14 protein-coding genes and 1 pseudogene are annotated in these 17,380 nt (G+C 63.4%); 5 read left to right on the top strand and 10 right to left on the bottom strand.

Features of this window, described 5'->3' with window-relative positions; all coding sequences use genetic code 11:
• Window positions 1–206 precede the first annotated feature (206 nt).
• The 5 genes from omp10 to QTJ18_RS17820 all read right to left on the bottom strand — a co-directional run bounded on the left by omp10 (window position 207) and on the right by QTJ18_RS17820 (window position 6,122).
• Window positions 207–590 carry an outer membrane lipoprotein Omp10 gene (gene omp10, locus QTJ18_RS17840; RefSeq protein WP_252752688.1) on the bottom strand — a complete coding sequence of 128 codons (384 nt, stop codon included), beginning with the start codon at window positions 588–590 and terminating at the stop codon, window positions 207–209.
• A gap of 146 nt (window positions 591–736) precedes the next feature.
• Window positions 737–2,182 (bottom strand): homospermidine synthase, encoded by a 1,446-nt coding sequence (locus QTJ18_RS17835; RefSeq protein ID WP_252752689.1) that lies wholly within the window; start codon window positions 2,180–2,182, stop codon window positions 737–739.
• Between the two features lie 130 nt (window positions 2,183–2,312).
• Window positions 2,313–3,230, bottom strand: a complete 918-nt coding sequence (locus tag QTJ18_RS17830; protein WP_252752690.1) for a heme-dependent oxidative N-demethylase family protein — start codon at window positions 3,228–3,230, stop codon at window positions 2,313–2,315.
• A complete protein-coding gene (locus QTJ18_RS17825) occupies window positions 3,227–3,841 on the bottom strand; it encodes an aminotransferase class IV family protein (RefSeq protein WP_252752899.1) in 615 nt (204 codons plus the stop codon). The genes QTJ18_RS17830 and QTJ18_RS17825 overlap by 4 nt, the downstream gene beginning before the upstream one ends.
• Window positions 3,842–4,241: 400 nt before the next feature.
• A complete protein-coding gene (locus QTJ18_RS17820; RefSeq protein ID WP_252752900.1) occupies window positions 4,242–6,122 on the bottom strand; it encodes a M3 family oligoendopeptidase in 1,881 nt (626 codons plus the stop codon).
• Window positions 6,123–6,362: 240 nt separating this feature from the next.
• Between QTJ18_RS17820 and QTJ18_RS17815 the strand changes: the two genes are divergently transcribed.
• Window positions 6,363–7,901 (top strand): sigma-54-dependent transcriptional regulator, encoded by a 1,539-nt coding sequence (locus QTJ18_RS17815; protein ID WP_252752691.1) that lies wholly within the window; start codon window positions 6,363–6,365, stop codon window positions 7,899–7,901.
• A gap of 333 nt (window positions 7,902–8,234) precedes the next feature.
• Window positions 8,235–10,283, top strand: a complete 2,049-nt coding sequence (locus tag QTJ18_RS17810) for a peptidoglycan L,D-endopeptidase MepK (RefSeq protein ID WP_489667202.1) — start codon at window positions 8,235–8,237, stop codon at window positions 10,281–10,283.
• A gap of 601 nt (window positions 10,284–10,884) precedes the next feature.
• On the opposite strand, the gene QTJ18_RS17805 is transcribed toward QTJ18_RS17810, so the two are convergent.
• From QTJ18_RS17805 to QTJ18_RS17795, 3 genes are all read right to left on the bottom strand, one after another.
• Window positions 10,885–11,145, bottom strand: coding sequence for a DUF2312 domain-containing protein (locus tag QTJ18_RS17805; RefSeq protein ID WP_165217814.1), 261 nt, complete (start codon window positions 11,143–11,145; stop codon window positions 10,885–10,887).
• A 171-nt stretch (window positions 11,146–11,316) separates the two neighbouring features.
• Window positions 11,317–11,622, bottom strand: a complete 306-nt coding sequence (locus QTJ18_RS17800) for a DUF1244 domain-containing protein (RefSeq protein ID WP_252752692.1) — start codon at window positions 11,620–11,622, stop codon at window positions 11,317–11,319.
• Window positions 11,623–11,634: 12 nt separating this feature from the next.
• A complete protein-coding gene (locus tag QTJ18_RS17795; protein WP_252752693.1) occupies window positions 11,635–12,435 on the bottom strand; it encodes an N-formylglutamate amidohydrolase in 801 nt (266 codons plus the stop codon).
• A 272-nt stretch (window positions 12,436–12,707) separates the two neighbouring features.
• On the opposite strand from QTJ18_RS17795, the pseudogene QTJ18_RS17790 reads away from it, so the two are divergent.
• The 3 genes and pseudogenes from QTJ18_RS17790 to QTJ18_RS17780 form a co-directional block, all read left to right on the top strand.
• Window positions 12,708–13,088 (top strand): annotated as a pseudogene (locus tag QTJ18_RS17790) (DUF1036 domain-containing protein); the annotation flags it as partial.
• Window positions 13,088–14,527 carry a pyruvate kinase gene (gene pyk / locus QTJ18_RS17785; protein WP_252752694.1) on the top strand — a complete coding sequence of 480 codons (1,440 nt, stop codon included), beginning with the start codon at window positions 13,088–13,090 and terminating at the stop codon, window positions 14,525–14,527. The pseudogene QTJ18_RS17790 and the gene pyk, both read left to right, overlap by 1 nt.
• Window positions 14,528–14,700: 173 nt before the next feature.
• On the top strand, window positions 14,701–15,285 hold the full coding sequence (locus QTJ18_RS17780; RefSeq protein WP_252752695.1) for a pyridoxamine 5'-phosphate oxidase family protein: 585 nt from the start codon (window positions 14,701–14,703) through the stop codon (window positions 15,283–15,285).
• 187 nt (window positions 15,286–15,472) lie between these two features.
• Here QTJ18_RS17780 and QTJ18_RS17775 read toward each other — a convergent pair whose 3' ends face one another.
• Complete coding sequence (locus QTJ18_RS17775; protein WP_301557785.1) at window positions 15,473–16,501, bottom strand: alpha/beta fold hydrolase; 1,029 nt, start codon at window positions 16,499–16,501, stop codon at window positions 15,473–15,475.
• 58 nt (window positions 16,502–16,559) lie between these two features.
• Window positions 16,560–17,267: a tetratricopeptide repeat protein gene (locus QTJ18_RS17770; protein ID WP_354669069.1), complete on the bottom strand. Its 708-nt coding sequence runs from the start codon at window positions 17,265–17,267 to the stop codon at window positions 16,560–16,562.
• Between the last annotated feature and the right edge of the window lie 113 nt (window positions 17,268–17,380).

The following is a 17,380-nucleotide window of genomic DNA, read 5'->3' as shown; positions in this document are numbered from 1 at the left end:
GCTCATTGTGACACGCGTTCCACGCAGCATGTTTCACCAGCCCCATCGCGACTGCAAGTGAAATATGACAGCGGCCGCGCGGAAATCCCGGACGGCGAAAACAGAAAACCCCGCCTTTGGGGGCGGGGTTACGTCTGGGGACAGGGTTCGTCCGGAGCGGCCAGCGCTCTGAAAGAGGCGTCAGGCAGTCAGGACTGCCGATCGGCTCAGCTGCGGCGGGTGAGCGAGAATTGCGAGCCGCTGTCGGCGGTGCAGTTCAGCTGGCTCTGCGAAACCATGGCGCAATTGACGCGCGACTGCGTCTGGCGAACCAGCGATGTCATGTTGATTTCCACCAGCGTCGGAGACACCTGCGTATAGGTGCCGCTTGCCAACAGGGCGTTGGTATCGGTGGAGCGGGTGTTGAAGGTCCCGGCCTGGAAGGTCGACACGATGCCGTTCGGATCGGCCCAGGCGCCTTCGACGCCCTGTCGCTGCTGCTGGGAAGGCGAGGGCAGGGAACGGGGGCCAGGATTGGCCACGCATGCCGAAAGCATGGCGGTCGCGGTGATGAGCGCGGGGATGAGCCCAAGGCTCGCTTTGATCTTCATTCTTCGTCTCCGGCGATTCGTGAACCTTTTCGTCGCATCAACGACGATGGCACGAACGATATGTAATGCAAGGCGGGCGCTTTCACAGCCCGCCTTTCCTTTTCCTCGGCACCGAGCCGTCTCGACGCGGCCGTCGCCCGTCTTCCTCAGACGCGCACGAGGATGTTGCGGAACTGCCAGGGATCCTTCTCGTCGAGATCCTCGGGGAAGAGGCCGGGGCGGCCGTCGAGCGGCGTCCAATCGGTGTAATGGCCTTCGACCGGGCCGAGATAGGGCGACTGCACTTCGAGGCAACGGCGGTAATCCATCTCGTCGGCTTCCACGATGCCGGCTTTCGGGTTTTCCAGCGCCCAGACCATGCCGGCGAGAACGGCCGAGGTTACCTGCAGGCCCGTTGCGTTCTGGTAAGGCGCCAGCTTGCGGGTTTCCTCCAGGGACAGGCGCGAGCCATACCAGTAGGCGTTCTTGTCGTGGCCGTAGAGCAGCACGCCGAGTTCATCGACGCCGTCCACCAGCTCGTTCTCGTCGAGAACATGCAGAACCGGCTGGGCCGTCCCGCCATTGCCGAACATTTCGTGCAGGGAAAGCACCGCATCATTGGCCGGATGATAGGCATAATGGCAGGTCGGACGGTAGACGGGCTCGCCATCCTTTTCCACGGTGAAGTAATCGGCGATCGAGATCGATTCATTATGCGTCACGAGGAAGCCGTATTGCGGGCCGGGCGTCGGGCACCAGGTGCGCACGCGGGTATTGGCGCCGGGCTGCTCGAGATAGATGGCCGCCTTGTTGCCCTTCTTGTGCTTCTTGGCGTTTTTCGGCATCCACTTCTCATGCGTGCCCCAGCCGAGCTCGGAGGGCTGCAGGCCTTCGGAAATGAAGCCTTCCACCGACCAGGTGTTCCAGAAGACGTTGAGCGGCTTCGGGTTCTTGGCCCGCTGCGTGTCGCGTTCGGCAATGTGGATGCCCTTCACGCCCACCTTCTTCATGAGCTTGGCCCAGCCGTCCCGGTCGTCCTGGGCCGGTTCCTCGACGTCGAGACCGACATCCTTGGCGACATTGACCAGCGCCTGCTTGACGAACCAGGAGACCATGCCGGGATTGGCGCCGCAGCAGGAGACGGCCGTCGTGCCGCCCGGATTCTTCCGCTTTTCGCTGCGCACGGTTTCGCGCAGCGCATAATTCGTGCGCTCCGCATTCTTCATCGTCTTGTCGAAATAGAAGCCGAGCCAGGGTTCGACCACCGTATCGATATACAGGACGTCGAGCTTGCGGCAGAACTTGATGAGATCCAGCGAGCCGGTATCGACGGAGAGATTGACGCAGAAGCCCTGGCCCTCGCCTTCGGTCAGCAGCGGCTTCAGCAGATGCTTGTAATTATCCTTGGTGACATGGGCCTGGATGAATTTCACGCCGTGCTCTTCCAGGATCGCCTTGTCGTCGTCCCGCGGATCGATCACCACCATCCGGCTCTTGTCGAATTTGAAATGCCGTTCGATCAACGGCAGCGTGCCGCGGCCGATCGAGCCGAAGCCGATCATCACGATGGGCCCGGTGATTTCGCCATGAACCGGATGGGCGTTGTCTGTCATCTGTCGTCACTCCTTCGGTCCCCCGCGCAGGCGGCGGGGCCGGTGTTGTCGGCGCGGTCTCTTGTATCGCGCCTGGGTCTGCTTTCGTGATTGTGGTCTAGATCACAAAATACCGACACAATAAAGAGCGTCAAAACGACAGTCCTGTGGCAGTTCTTGTGGAGAAACCCAGTCTTTCCGCTTCTGCCCGAAGCGTCGCGATCAAGGCGCCGCGCCGGGCCCCCAGGCTCTTGTATCCAGCCTGCTCGGGCGTCAGCAGATCAAGCTGATCGGCCAGCGCATGCATCAGTTCGCCGGCATCGTCGCTCGTGCTGAGGCCCGCCACCGGGTCGAGATAGATGCGGATGGTGAACAGCAGATCGCCGGATACCGGCAGGCGCGAAAGGGTCTGCCGCTCGACCCGCACGACGGCGTCCTGCGGCGTTGCGCCCTCATCCTGGCCGCTTTCGGGGTGGAAGAGCTTCTGCTTCCAGTTGATCGACCAGTTGAAGCGGACCGCCGGCCTGTCCACGGCGAGATTGTCGAAGATCCGGTTGATCATGGCCGCATTGCGCGTGCCGCCCGCGAAGCCGGGAACCGTCGCATGCACCTCTTCCATCGGCCGGTCGAATTTCTCCGCCAGCCGCCAGGAGGAGGGAAAGGAGAGATGCGCGGCCGTGATCGACCAGCCCGCCTGCCGCCGGCGCATGAGGACAAGATCGTCCTGCACGAGAAAGCCGGCCCGCATCAGCGGCGGCAGCGAAGGATCGCAAAGCTCAACCCGGCGCCCGGCAACCTCCATGACATCGCCCCTGCGGCGATGGGTATCGCGATGATACTGCTCCAGATGGGCAAGGATCAGGTCAAGGCATTCCTGTTGCGCGGCGAGACTGTCTTCTGTTGCCCGGAAGATTTCGTGACGGTGATTGCGTGCGATCTCCTCCTTTTCGTCGAGATAGAGGCGAAGCGTCCCGTCCGGTTCGATCAGCCGCCGCGGATCGAGCGCCGCAAGGCCGATCGTGAACGGGCGGAAGCTGGTGGCATAGGGCGCGTAGGCCGGCCTGCTCATGGCTCCACCAGACGGGCCGGAATCAGGCCGCGCAGCGAATTGCCGACGAAGATCTTTGCCTCGCGCAGATCCTCGGGCATGAGGACCTGCGACCTTGCCCGACCCTCCCGGATGAGTTCGGCGCGCAACACGCCCGGCAGAAGGCCGCAGGACAGCGGCGGGGTGAGCAGGATGCCGTCCGCCGCCTCGACGAAGAGATTGGTGATCGTGCCCTCGCACACTTCGCCGCGCTCGTTGAGCAGGAGGACTTCGTCGGCCTCCGCCCGGTCGAACTCGGCGCGGGCGGCATCATAGGGTTCGCGCCTCGTCGTCTTGTGGCGGAACAGCGTGTCGTCCGAGCGGAGCCTTTGTCTGGCGATCCTCACCCTCCAGACGCGATCCTGCGGCTCGGCCTCGAATTCGGTCGCGGCAAGCTCGATCCGGCCGCGATAATTCATCGTCAGCCGCATGCGCAGCGGCCTGTCGCCGAAGACGGCTGCGGCCAATTGCTCCTTCGCATCGTCCGGCTGGCGGAAACCAAGCGCGTCCGCCGAGCGGTTCAGCCGGCGCAGATGCTGGTCCAGCCGCAGAAAACCATGATCCGGCTCCCAGCGCAGGGTCTCGATGAGCAGGAATTCCTCCGCCTGGCGTTTTCCGGATTGCCCGCCAGATGGCTTGCCCGATGACTTGCGGGATGACTTGCGGGATGGCTTGCCGGATGACTTGCCAGATGGCTTGCTTGCCCTGGCGCTCTTGCGTGTCGCGCCGGATGGGGCCGCGGCGGTCTTCTGCGTCATGTCCGCGTCTTCCGGTGCGGCCGGCCTGCTGCGCAGCGCGTCGTGAATAGCCATGGGTCCTTCGTGTGCCTCAACCATACGAATCGAGAATGTCCCGATCATTCAAGACCGGCAATCCGGGCTTGAAAAGGGCGAGCTTCGACTGGAGCATTGGGAAAATCCGCTTCTCCAGAGGTTTCGGCGAAGGCTGAAGCCGGGCGGACCGTCATCCGCCCGGCCGCGGCCGAAAAAAGCCTCAGGAGGCGGGCTGGCCGATCTCCCGGTCGAGTGCTTCCAGCTCGTCGATCAGCCCTTCGATCATCGACAGGCCCTTGCTCCAGAAAGCCGGATCGGTGGCGTCGAGGCCGAAAGGCGCCAGCAGCTGCGAATGATGCTTGGTGCCGCCGGCCTTCAGCAGCTCGAAATATTTCTGCTGAAACCCCTCCTCGGCATTCTGGTAGACCGCATAGAGCGAGTTTACCAGGCAGTCGCCAAAGGCATAGGCATAGACGTAGAAGGGCGAGTGGATGAAATGCGGGATATAGGCCCACCAGGTCTCGTAGCCCTCGGAAATCCGGATCGCCGGCCCCAGGCTGTCGCCCTGCACAGACAGCCACAGCGCGCCGATCTGTTCTGCCGTCAGTTCACCGTCCTTGCGCGCCGTGTGCAGCTTGCGCTCGAATTCGTAGAAAGCGATCTGGCGCACGACCGTATTGATCATGTCCTCCACCTTCTGCGCCAGCATGGCCTTGCGCTCGCGCTTGTCGACCGTCTTGTCGAGAAGGGCACGGAAGGTCAGCATCTCGCCGAAGACCGAGGCGGTTTCGGCCAAGGTCAGCGGCGTGTCGCACATCAGGGCGCCCTGATCGGACGCCAGCACCTGATGCACGCCATGGCCGAGCTCATGGGCGAGTGTCATCACGTCGCGCGGCTTGCCGAGATAGTTGACGAGCACGTAAGGATGCGCCGAGGGGACGGTCGGATGGGCGAAGGCGCCCGGTGCCTTGCCGGGCCTGGCAGGGGCATCGATCCATTTTTCGTCAAAGAAGCGGCGGGCGATGGCGGCCATTTCCGGGGCGAAGTCGCCATAGGCCGACAGCACGGTCTCACGCGCCGTTTCCCAGGGAATAAGGGCGCGCGGCGTATCGGGCAGGGGGGCATTGCGATCCCAGTAGTTCATGACGTCCATGCCGAGCCACCTGGCCTTCATCGCATAATAGCGATGCGACAGACGCGGATAGGCCTCGCGAACGGCAGCGGCCAGGGCATCGACGACATCGCGTTCCACGCGGTTGGCAAGGTGGCGGCTATCGGCAATGTCCTCGAAGCCGCGCCAGCGGTCGGAAATAGCCTTGTCCTTCGAAAGCGTATTGGTGATCAGCGTGAAGACGCGCAGATTGTCCTTGAACGTCGCCGAAAGCGCCTTCGCCGCCTTGGCGCGCACCGCTTCCTCCGGCTCCTGCAGCAGGTTCAATGTGAGTTCCAGCGGCAGCATTTCGCCGTCCACCTCGAAGCGCAGATCGGCCAGCGTCTCGTCGAACAGGCGGTTGAAGGCGGCGGCGCTGGTCATGGATTTTTCGAGGAACAACTGCTCCAGCCGGTCATCCAGCTGGTGCGGCTTGTCCTTGCGCAGGTCCAGGATCCAGGGTGCGTAATGCGCCGCCCGGGCATCCCTTTCAAGCGCCGCCTCGATCAGGGCGTCATCCACCCGGTTCAGTTCCAGCGTGAAGAACAGAAGATGCGCAGAGAGGTCCGTCAGTTTCGACTGGATGTCGCCCCACAGCTTGCCATTGGCGGGATTGGACGTATCGGAGAAATAGGTGAGGCCGGCAAACGAGCCGATCCGCCCGGTGAGGTCGCTGATCGCCTCATAGTCGGCGATTGCCGCGCCCAGACCCTGGTCTCCCGATTGCGCCGCGGCCTCGGCCAGCCGGCCCTTCCAGCGGTTTTCGAAAGCCCTGGCCAGGTCGAGCGAGCGGTCGAGATCGGTCCGAAAGGCCTGGCTTTCGGCAGCGGGATAGAGATCCTGCAATTGCCAGACGGGAAGGGCTCCAAGCTCCGGCGCGGCATGCGATGGCGCAGGCGATGCGCCTGAATCGGCCGGGGCGGCAAGCGCCGTCTGCCTGGTGATGAACATGGTGGAAGCCGGTCCGGTCTGGGTCAAAGCTCTCTCCTCGTGGTCTGCTGTCGACATTGATGATCGAGATCACAGCGGATGGGCGCTGGCTCGGTCTTGGTGCAATTTGAAGCGGTTCAGCTGTTTTGAAGCGTCTCGGTTAAAATGCAAGCATTTCTCAAAACGGGATGTTTAACCGCCTGTGACACAAGGGTGGGGATGGTCCTGAAAAGGGACGGATGTGAAGAGTTCGGAGCAAGCATGACCGCCCATATCCTTGTTGTCGATGATGATCCGGTCCAGCGCCGCCTTCTGAAGAACGCGGTGGAACGGGCCGGGCATACCGCTCATGTGGCAGAGAACGGCCGCATCGCGCTGGAGTTCCTGCGCCGCAACCGTCGCCAGGTCAATGCCGTGGTGCTGGACCTGATGATGCCCGAGCTCGATGGGCTCGGCTTCCTGAAGCTATCGGCGGAGATGAACCTCAACATTCCCGTCATCGTGCAGACCGGGCAGGGCGGTATCGAGACCGTGGTCCAGGCCATGCGCGCCGGGGCTTTCGACTTCGTCGTCAAACCCGTCTCGCCGGAGCGGATCGCCGCCTCGATCGCCAATGCGCTGGAAGTGGATCATCGCGAGACCAAGGTGAAGGCGGGACGCCGCAACAAGGGCGACAGCGTCGGCTTTGGCGATATCGTCTCCGCCAGCCCCGACATGCTGCGGGTGATCGACCTGGCGCAGCGGGCCGCGCAATCCAGCATTCCTGTGGTGCTCGAAGGGGAATCGGGCGTCGGCAAGGAAATGATCGCACGCGCCATCCAGGCCGGCGGCGACCGCGCCAACAAGCCGCTGATCACCGTCAATTGCGGTGCCATCCCTGCCAATCTGGTGGAGAGCATCCTGTTCGGCCACGAGAAGGGGGCCTTTACCGGGGCGACCGAGCGCCATATCGGCAAATTCATGGAGGCCGATGGCGGAACCCTGTTCCTCGACGAGATCGGCGACCTGCCGCTGGATGTGCAGGTCAAGCTGCTGCGCGCCGTGCAGCAGGGGGAGATCGAGACCGTCGGCGCCGGCAAGGTGCAGAAGGTGGATGTCCGGCTGATCTCGGCCACCAACAAGGATCTGATCGAGGAAGTCCATGCGGGCCGTTTCCGCGAGGACCTCTATTACCGGCTGAACGTGTTTCCGATCACCATCCCGGCGCTGCGCCGCCGCAAGGAGGATATACCGCACCTCGCGCGCACCTTTACCGAACGCTTCTCGGCGGAACAGAAACTCGAGCGGCCTTTGCAGGTGGGTGCCGGCGCGCTGGCGCTTCTGACCGCCTATGACTGGCCGGGCAATATCCGGCAGCTGGAAAACGCCGTTTTCCGTGCCGTGGTGCTGGCCGAAGGTCCGGAACTGACGGAACGCGATTTCCCGCAGATCGCCGCCCAGCTTCCCGATTACCAGAGCTCCGAATTGCGGGCGACGGCGGTGGAGCCGCAGGCAGAGATCGAGAGCGATGAGGATGCCGAGCGGTCGATGGCGGACCTTTTGCGCACCGCGCGCGTCGAAGCCGCGAGATCCCTGCAGATGTATGGTGGTCCCGACAATGTGATCGTCAGCACCGATGACAGCGGTGACGTGCGCAAGCTTGCGGATGTGGAGGAGGAGCTCATCCGCTTCGCGCTGAAATTCTATCGCGGCCAGATGAGCCAGGTGGCGCGCAAGCTCGGGATCGGCCGGTCCACCCTCTATCGCAAGCTCAAGGATTACGGGATTGACCCCGACGACCCTTTGAAGGAGGCGGCGTAAAACCCCGGCCGCCTCGCAAAAACGAATGAATGATCGGTTGCCGGCGCGGATGTGCCGGCCGCCCGCATGTGGCGAAGGATCGGTGGAGCAGCAATTCCCCTCAGGATCCATGCCGCCGATTGCCGGTGGAAAACCGATCTTTTTTCAGGGTCCCCGCAGCCTGCCTGTTCATCTTCGGGCAAGAATGTTCTGATATTCACCAGGGCCATTCGATAGTGATTTGTTCACTATCAAAGAAAAGCTTGTGCATGTGTGGCAGATTTGCCATCGTGTCACCGCAATTCACGGTCATGTGAGGTGGTGTCGGATACTGCCTGTCAGACGGGGAAAGTCTTGCCTAATCAGAATGCAGAATCAGCGCCTTCGGGTGACAGCGGAGGGCGGCTCAAGGGTCGCTGGATCACGGGTCTCGGGCGCCGGGTAACAGCGGCTTTCGCCTCGCTTGCCATAATTGCTTCGCTCGCTGCCCCGGCGGCCAGTCCGGCGCTGGCTGCGGGCGAGACCCGCAGCCTGAAAGTCTATTTCGTCCACACGGGCGAGAAGGCGGTCATCACCTTCAAGCGCAATGGCCGCTACGACCAGCAGGGGCTGCAGGCGCTGAACCGCTTTCTGCGCGACTGGCGCCGCAACGAGCCGACCCGCATGGATCCGCGCCTGTTCGATCTCGTCTGGGAAGTCTACCGGCGTGTCGGCGGCAGCGATTACATCCACGTCGTCTCGGCCTATCGCTCTCCCAATACCAATGGCATGCTGCGTTCGCGCACCAAGGGCGTCGCCAAGAACAGCCAGCACATGCTGGGCAAGGCCATGGATTTCTTCATCCCCGGGGTGAAGCTCGCCAAGCTGCGCGAAACGGCGATGTTGATGCAGGTGGGTGGCGTCGGCTTCTATCCGACCTCCGGCTCTCCCTTCGTCCATCTGGACGTCGGCAGCGTGCGCGCCTGGCCGCGCATGTCGCGCCAGGAACTCGTCCGGCTCTTCCCCAACGGCAATACGATGCACCTGCCGTCCGACGGCAAGCCGCTACCGGGTTACGAGCAGGCTGTGGCCGATTACAAGCGCCGCGTCGGTGCCAATACCATCCAGGTTGCAAGCACGGCCGGCCGCGGTCCCTCGGGCAGCTCCGGTTCGGAACGCAAATCCAACAATCTCTTCGCCATGCTCTTCGGCAATAACGGTGATGAGGACGAAGATGCCGATGCCATTGCCGCGCCGGAAACGGTGCCGGATCGGCCTTCCGTGCCGGCCCGCCCCGTGGCGCGCGAGCCTGAGCCGGAAGAGGCGCCGGTCATGGTGGCGGAAGCCGCTCCCGTCCGTCCGGATCTGGTCGCTGTTCCGGAAACCGGAGCGCCGGTGCCCTTGTCGCGGCCGGCTTTCCGGGAGGATCCCGCTGCTGCCGGTCTGACCGCCCTTTATTCGCAGCCGCAGAATACCGCCCAGCAAGCCATTGCCGCCGTCATGCCGGCAACGCCGACTGCCCGCCCGGAAATCCCGCTCGAAGCTGCGGTCGATCTGGCGAGCCTGACTGTTCCGGTGCCGACTTTGCTCGGTCCGCGCGGGCTGAAGGGCGATGCCGGAATGTCCGGGCTTGAAACGGCCTCGCTTGCACCGGCCCTCGCGCCTGCCGATGGCGGCGCACTCATGGCTGCCGTGCCGGTTCCGGGTCATCGTCCGGACCTGGGCTCGAATGCGGCAAACCCTGCCGGACCGGCTCCGGTCGGCCCGCAGACGGTTGCTCTTGCGGCCCCGGCTGCATCCGCCGCGCCGGCGGGCCCTGTCGGGCAGAGCGTGACCTCGGATGACGAAAAGCAGGCGCTGACGCCGGAGCTTCTTGCAGAACTTGCCCGCAGCGCCGGCTATACGCCGACCGCCGCACCGCAGCCGGGTGGTGAAGCCGCCCCTGCAACGGCCAGCGCTCCGGCCGCCATAGCGGCTCCGGGCAAACCGCCCCGGCCGGCGGCGCGCCCTGCGCAGCAGCAATTGGCGCTAGCCGATCCGTCCGCCTCGGGCACTGCCGGCATGGTGTTCAATGACGGGTTCGACATGCCCAAGCCTTCGGCCTCGGCTCCGGCTGCCGCATCGACCGCGAAACCGACCACGGCGAAGGCTCCGGCAAAGGTCGTCAAGGGCGGCGCCGTTTCGAGGCTTGGCGGCCGGCCGGCAACGCCCGGACCGAACGTGCTGACGGGCGATACGCTGGCACAATGGGCGCTTGCCAACAAGCAGCCCGACCGGTCGGCATCAACCAAGGCGCCGCGCATGGTGGTGCGGGCGCTGTCGGCAGATGTCTCCGCAGGCTATAGCGGTGGCTTCAAGCCGGTCTCGCAGGCGATCGCCATCGATCCGAACCGCTTCAGCGATCGGAACCTGCCCAAGCCCTGATTGCTGCGGTCACCGCAGCAGGCATGAAAAGGGCCCGCCGATGAGCGGGCTCAGACTGCCGAGGAAGGGCTCGTCCTCTGCTCGGTCAATGCACGAGCTCGTCCCGAGCATCGACACCGGATCGATTTCATCCAGTGTCAGCAGAACCTCGGCACAAGGCCGAGGATGACGATGTGGGAAACTGGATCACCGGCGATCTTCAATCCGATTGTTTAGTCGCGATGCGGACGCAATGCCGCTGGCGCAGGGTTTCGCTGGCCGAGGGTCCACATCTTTTGGTCTGATTTTGAAATTTGCTACCGTTTGCCACATCCTGGTGAGCAAACCTCGAATCCATTCCACTGGATCTTCATCACGTCGACCATTTTCTTGACGGCAGGCTTCAAGATCTCTCCGCATTGTTTTCCCCGTGCCTTGATCTTATCGATCTGCTTCATAGCGAGTGCCCCACACCGTTTCCGCAATTACAGGAGAGTGGCGAATAGTCGGCAATGAAAAAGGCCCGCTGTTTCGCACTGCGGGCCTTGAACCGGACTGACACAGCCCTTGGGTGTTCGTGATCGGCGGCCTTGGTGACCGGTCGCCGATCATTCCATTCCGGTTATTCCATGCCGAGGGCGGCCATATAGGTCTGGAGGATGGTTTCCTCTTCCATGCGCTCATTGGCATCCTTCTTGCGCAGACGGATGATGGTCTTCATGGCCTTTGTATCGTAACCGCGGCCCTTTGCCTCCCCGAAGACATCCTTGATATCGTCGGCAATCGTCTGCTTCTCTTCTTCCAGACGCTCGATTCTCTCGATGAACTGGCGCAGTTCAGCGGCGGCTACATTGACTTCCCCGGTCGTTGCCACTTCTTCCATGGGTCGTTCCTTTGCTTGGTCTTGTGCGCGAGGGGCCTTGGCCACTTGAGCGCCGGCCTGTTCGACAGGTTGATGATGAACGGGTGCGCGAGCCTTCAGAGGTCTCGCATCGCGGCTGTCACCTGCCGTGAAGTCTGGGCAAGGTCAAGGCGTTTTGAAAAAAAGACGTGGTCAGGAATGCGGCGTGCGGTCGGCAAAGGCCGCTTTCTGCTCATCGCCCGCCTCCTGCTGGTGGCGCGCCTTCCATTCCTCATAGGGCATGCCGTAGACGATTTCGCGGGAAGCCTCCTTGTCGAGCGGGATGCCGGCCGCCTCGGCCGCCTCCAGATACCAGTTCGACAGGCAGTTGCGGCAGAAGCCGGCAAGAGTCATCAGATCGATATTCTGCACATCGGTGCGGTTGCGCAAATGGGACAGCAGGCGGCGGAAGGCAGCGGCCTCCAGCTCCGTCCTTTGCTCCCTGGTCAGTTCGGTCATGGTTCATCTCCTTCAGGCGGCTGTCGGATAAGGGCCGGTGCGCGAGGCGAAAAGCTCGTATTCATGCAGATCCGGTCGGGCATTCAACGCATGAAAGATCGGCGCCAGCCGATCGGCCCAGAGCAGGATGCCGTCTTCATCGCCGATCAGATCCTGGCGCACTTCCAGAAGCGCATGGGGCAGGCCCTTTCGCATGCAGTGCCGGTACATGGTATCGTTCTTCAGCGCCCCGTCATAGGGCTCGTTGTCGCCAATGATAAGGCCCGGCTCTTCGGAAAGCATGCGGATCAGCGGCCTGGCCACGCGGGGATCATTGTCCCACAGCACGGCCGCATGCCAGGGACGCGGCACCGCCTTCCAGGCGGGCGTGTAGGAATGCAGCGACAGGATCAGCGGCGCCCGGCCGCAGGCGTCCGCCACGGCCTGGATTTCCCGGTCGACAGCGGCGTGATAGGGCCGGTGGAAGCGCTCCAGCCGGTTCTGCCATTCCTCGGGCGTGATCGGGTGGTTGCCGGGAATGATGGCGCCGTCGGAGATCTTCATGATCAGCGTCGGGTCGTCCTCGCCGCGGTTCGGGTCGATCAGCAGGCGGGAGAAACAGGACATGACCGCCGGCACGCCGAGCCGCTCCGCCAGTCGCCTGGTCAGGCCCTCCACGCCGATATCATAGGCGATATGCCTTCCGAAGCTCGCTTCCTCCAGCCCCAGCGTGCCGTATTCCTGAGGCAGGCTGTTTCTGGCGTGATCGGCGAGGAGCAACATGCCTCTGTCACGATTGCCGGCTATCAGTTCGAAAGGAAGGAAAGACTGCATGAGACCAAGCCGGAAAAGATGTCAGACAAAGCCCTGATGCCACGGCGATGCGGTCGGGTGCAAGCATGTCTTGTCCTGTGTCAAGCAAGCGAGGTGACAATTTAATCGATTAGATTTCATTGACTTTCGGGAGTGAGCGGGCGAAGACAGTGCATGTAAACCCTCATGGAGTCCCAACGGAAGCCGTGTCGAAAAGCCTTTTGTCTCTATTGTCCCCGCGCTTGCTGCCCTGCCTTGCTTTTGTGGCGGTGAGCCTTCCTGTCATTGGATTTGCTGACGTTGCGCGTGCCGATTTTCGTGTCTGCAACGGCACGCAGAACCTGGTCGGCGTTGCCATCGGCTATCGCGCCGGCGAAGGCTGGATTTCCGAAGGCTGGTGGCAGGTGCCTGCCTCCAGCTGCGCCACGCTGATCGAGGGCGAATTGCAGTCCCGCTATTATTACCTCTATGCCGAAGATGCCGCCCGGGGCGGTCGTTGGACGGGCGACATCAACATGTGCGTCGCCGAAAACGAGTTCAAGATCGTCGGTGTCGACGACTGTTTTGCCCGCGGCTATCAACGCATGGGGTTCAAGGAATATGATACCGGCCGTCAGGGCAGCTGGATGGTCCAGCTTTCTGACACGCCGACCCCCCAAGAAGGCCAGAATTGATGAAGCGAAACCGCAAAGTAAAAATCCTTGCCACCCTCGGGCCGGCCTCGTCTGACGAGGCGATGATCGAGAAGCTGCACCTGGCCGGCGCCGATCTCTTCCGCATCAATATGAGCCATGCCAGCCATGACCTGATGCGCACGCTGATGGAGCGGATCCGCTCGGTGGAAGCCCGCAACGGCCGGCCGATCGGCATTCTGGCAGACCTGCAGGGTCCCAAGCTGCGGGTTGGCAAGTTTGCCGAGACAAAGGTGGCGCTGGAGCCGGGCCAGACCTTCACGCTCGACAACAAGGACGTGCCGGGAGACAAGAACCGCGTCTTCCTGCCGCATCCGGAAATCCTGGAAGCGGTGCAGCCCGGACACCGGCTGCTGATCGATGACGGCAAATTGCATCTGCGCGCCGAAAAGACGGATGGCAAGAGCATTGTCTGCACCGTGGTTGCCGGCACCTCGATCTCCGACCGCAAGGGCGTCAGCCTTCCCGATACGCTGCTCGGCGTCGGCGTTCTGACCGACAAGGATCGCGCCGATCTGGATGCCGTGCTTGCCACCAACCAGGCCGATTGGGTGGCCTTGTCCTTCGTCCAGCGGCCCGAGGATCTGGCGGAAGTGCGCAAGATCTCACAGGGCCGGGTGGGGCTGATGTCGAAGATCGAGAAGCCGCAGGCGATCGAGCGGATCGAGGAAATCATCGAGCTCTCCGATGCGCTGATGGTGGCGCGCGGCGATCTCGGCGTCGAAATGCCGCTGGAAGCGGTTCCCGGCCTGCAGAAACAGTTGACGCGCGCATGTCGCCGCGCCGGCAAGCCGGTCGTCGTGGCGACGCAGATGCTGGAATCGATGATCACGGCCCCGGTTCCCACCCGCGCCGAGGTGTCCGACGTCGCGACCGCCGTCTTCGAAGGCGCCGATGCCGTGATGCTCTCGGCCGAATCGGCCTCCGGGCAGTATCCGGTCGAGGCGGTGTCCACCATGGCCTCCATCGCGACCAAGGTGGAGCAGGATCCCTATTACTCCAACATCATCTATGCGCAGCGCCCGCAGCCGGAAGCCACCGGCGCCGATGCGATCTCGCTTGCCGCCCGCCAGATCGCCGAGACCCTGAAGCTTGCCGCGATCGTCACCTATACCTCGTCGGGCACCACCGGATTGCGCGCCGCGCGCGAGCGCCCGCAGGTGCCGATCATCGCGCTTTCGCCGGTGGTCCAGACGGCGCGTCGCCTGTCGGTCTGCTGGGGCCTGCACTGCGTGGTGGCGCAGGAGCCGACGGATCTCGACGACATGGTCAACAAGGCCTGCCGCATCGTCGCCGCCGAAGGCTTCGGCAAGCCGGGCGACCGCATCATCATCTCCGCCGGCGTGCCTCTCGGGACGCCGGGCGCCACCAATATGCTGCGCATGGCCTATATCGGCCCGGACGGCAAATCGGGCGTGTAAAGGCCGATCTCCGGATCTTACGAATCCCAGGAAGGGGGAGCCCGCGCTCCCGCTTTCCGGCATGGCGCCAACTCGTGTTTTTTAAGGCGCCGCCGAACGATCGGTGGGCCAAACGGGCTTGGCCGCAGGCCGCGTCTGGCGCAAGACTGATGACAGCATCAGGAGTGAGCGTCATGGCAAAGCGATATGACCGGTTGGAAGACCAGCACGTCAATTTCATCCAGCGGCAACACATGTTCTTCACCGCCTCGGCGGCGGCCGGCGGGCGTGTGAATATCTCGCCGCGCAGCACCGATATGTTCCGGCTCGTCGATGCCCATTCCGCCCTCTATCTCGATCGCACGGGCAGCGGCAACGAGACGGCGGCGCATCTGGCGGCCGATGGGCGGTTGACGATCATGTTCTGCGCCGTCGAGGGTCCGCCGCTGATCCTGCGGCTCTATGGCAGGGGGCGGGTGATCCACCGGGCCAGCACGGAATATAGCGCACGGCTCGAGCGCTACTTTGAGGGCAAGGCGCCGCTCGGTGCGCGCCAGATGATGCATCTGGATTTCGACCTCGTGCAGACCTCTTGCGGTTACGGCGTGCCGCTCTTCCACTATGAGGGGGAGCGCAGCCAAATGGATGCCTGGGCGCGATCCAAGGGCGAGGACGGTATCGAGGCCTATTGGCGGGAGAAGAACCAGTTGAGCATGGATGGCCTGCCCACCGGCCTCTTCGATGCGCCGGGCACCGAGGATCAGCGCGATCCCGCATGAGCGGGCAAGCTTGCATGACCGCGCAAGGCCTCGGCCGTCGCGCGCGTGCCGCCAGGCATGCGGAAAAAACGGCTGAGAATGACGGGTCTACAGGTCGTGGTCCGAGGCCGGAGCAGGAGCGGCCGTGACAGGCGCAAGTCCCGGTAAAATTCGGCTCATCGGCCGAGCCGGCATCGCAGAAGGCAGGTCAGGGGCCCGCCGTCGAGCCCGTCAGCGCCGGCTGTGAACTGCCCGAAACGCTTGCTGCCGATTGCGGCTCCCCTTTGATCCGCGCTTCCACCTGCCGCGCCAGCGCCTCCAGGTCCCGCTCCTTGCCGGCCAGCTTTTCGATGGCGGCGATGGCAAGATCGGTCGCCACATAATCCGGCTTGTGGCCGACGCCCTTCAGCCAGATCAGTTCCGATCTCCTGATATCGCGTTTCAGGCCGACCGAGTGAATATTGGCAAGCACGATCGGGTCGCTGTCGCCGGTGATGATGACGGAAGGACTGTCGATCTCCGGATAGCGCGGGGCAATGCGGGTGACATAGTCGAGAAGCCCTTCCACATCCTGCGCATTGTGACGGAAATTGTCCGGCCGCAGCACGAGAGCCGGCGCGCCTTCGTCCACATAGGCCTCTCGCCTCGCATTGGGGGCAAAGACGGAGCGGGTGGCCGGTTCCAGAAGAACCATGCCGGCCGGCATGACCAGCGTATGGCTGAACAGCCAGCCGATCACCGGCATGGCGGTAATCCGGTAATGCCAGTCGATTCCGCCAGGCCAGGGATGGGTGGCGGGGGAGAGGAACACGGTTCCGATCACCTTGTCGGGGTGAAACAGGGCGAAGCTTGCCGTGATCGCGCCGCCGAAGGAATGGCCGACGATGATCGCCCGCTCCATTCCCTTCTTCTCCATCAGCGCGGCAATGGCGGCGGCCTGTCCGTCGGGCAGGGCATTGCCATCGCCGCCGCGCTCGGAATAGCCATGGCCCGGACGATCGACGAAAAGCAGCTCGGCGCGCCCGCCAAGCGGTTCCAGGAAGGCGGTTTCCTGATCGCGCAGATTGCCGCTGGCACCGTGAATGAAAACGATGGGCGGCAGATCGGCCTCAGGGCCTGCGGGGACATGCAACGCATTCATGGCAAAGCCGCCAATATCCGTCTGCGTGCCGATATTGGGGAAGTTCTGCTCGATACGCGCCGCCTGCCAGGCGGTGAAGCCGAACAGCGCAAGCACGAGCGTCGCCAGGATGAGACAGAAGACGAGGAGGGTGGACAGGGGATAGGCCTCGGAATCAGGTGCGGTTGCCAGCCAGTTTTTCAGACAGTTTGGAAACGTTCTCCTGCGCCGTCCGTTCCGCCGGATAGACGGCCAGGAATCGCTCCCAGGCCTTCAGGGCCAGCTCGTCCTCGCCATTTTCGGTGAGAATGGCCGCCATGCCGGCAATGGCTGGAAAATGGCGGGGCTCAAGGGCCAGCACCTTCTGAATGTCGGCCATGGATTTGCGCGCATCGCCCATGGTGTAATAGAGCGTCGCGCGGCGGTTGAAGCCCTCGGCATAGGCCGGCTCCAGCAAGGTGACGCGATCGAGAAAATCGAGCGCCGCCGCATTCTTGCGTTCATTGATGGATTTGTTGGCCCAGGACATCAAAAGATCGACGGTTGCGCTGCCGGACACATTCCAGTTGCCGATGATCTCACGGGCGATCTGGCTGGCCCGTTCGGCATTGCGCTCGCGCTTCAGCTCGGCAAACAGCCGGTCCTGAACGGCCTGCGGGGAGGCAGCCGACATGGCTCCGGCAGGACCGGACGGGCCCGTCACATCGGCATCCGCTGCATTGCCCTGCTGGCCGTTCCCCTGTGGTGCGCCGCCTTGGGGTGCGCCGCCTTGGGGTGCATCGCCCTGGGGCACGCCCGGCGGGGGCGTCCCGAAGTCCGGCATGCCGAGCTTGGGCTCTTCCGATCCGGGGAGGCCGAATTCCGGTACTCCAGAATCGGGCACTCCAGAATCAGGGGCTCCGGAATCAGGAGAGGGCTGCGCGGGAAGATCCTGCGCGGCGGCGGGCGCGGCAAGTCCAAGAGCCAGAATCAGAATTGACGAACGAAAAAAGCGCA

Origin of the sequence: Rhizobium sp. SSA_523 (assembly GCF_030435705.1) — a bacterium.
GTDB lineage: Bacteria > Pseudomonadota > Alphaproteobacteria > Rhizobiales > Rhizobiaceae > Neorhizobium.
Note: the sequence above shows the minus strand (reverse complement) of the source record. Positions and strands in the feature narration are given on the sequence as shown.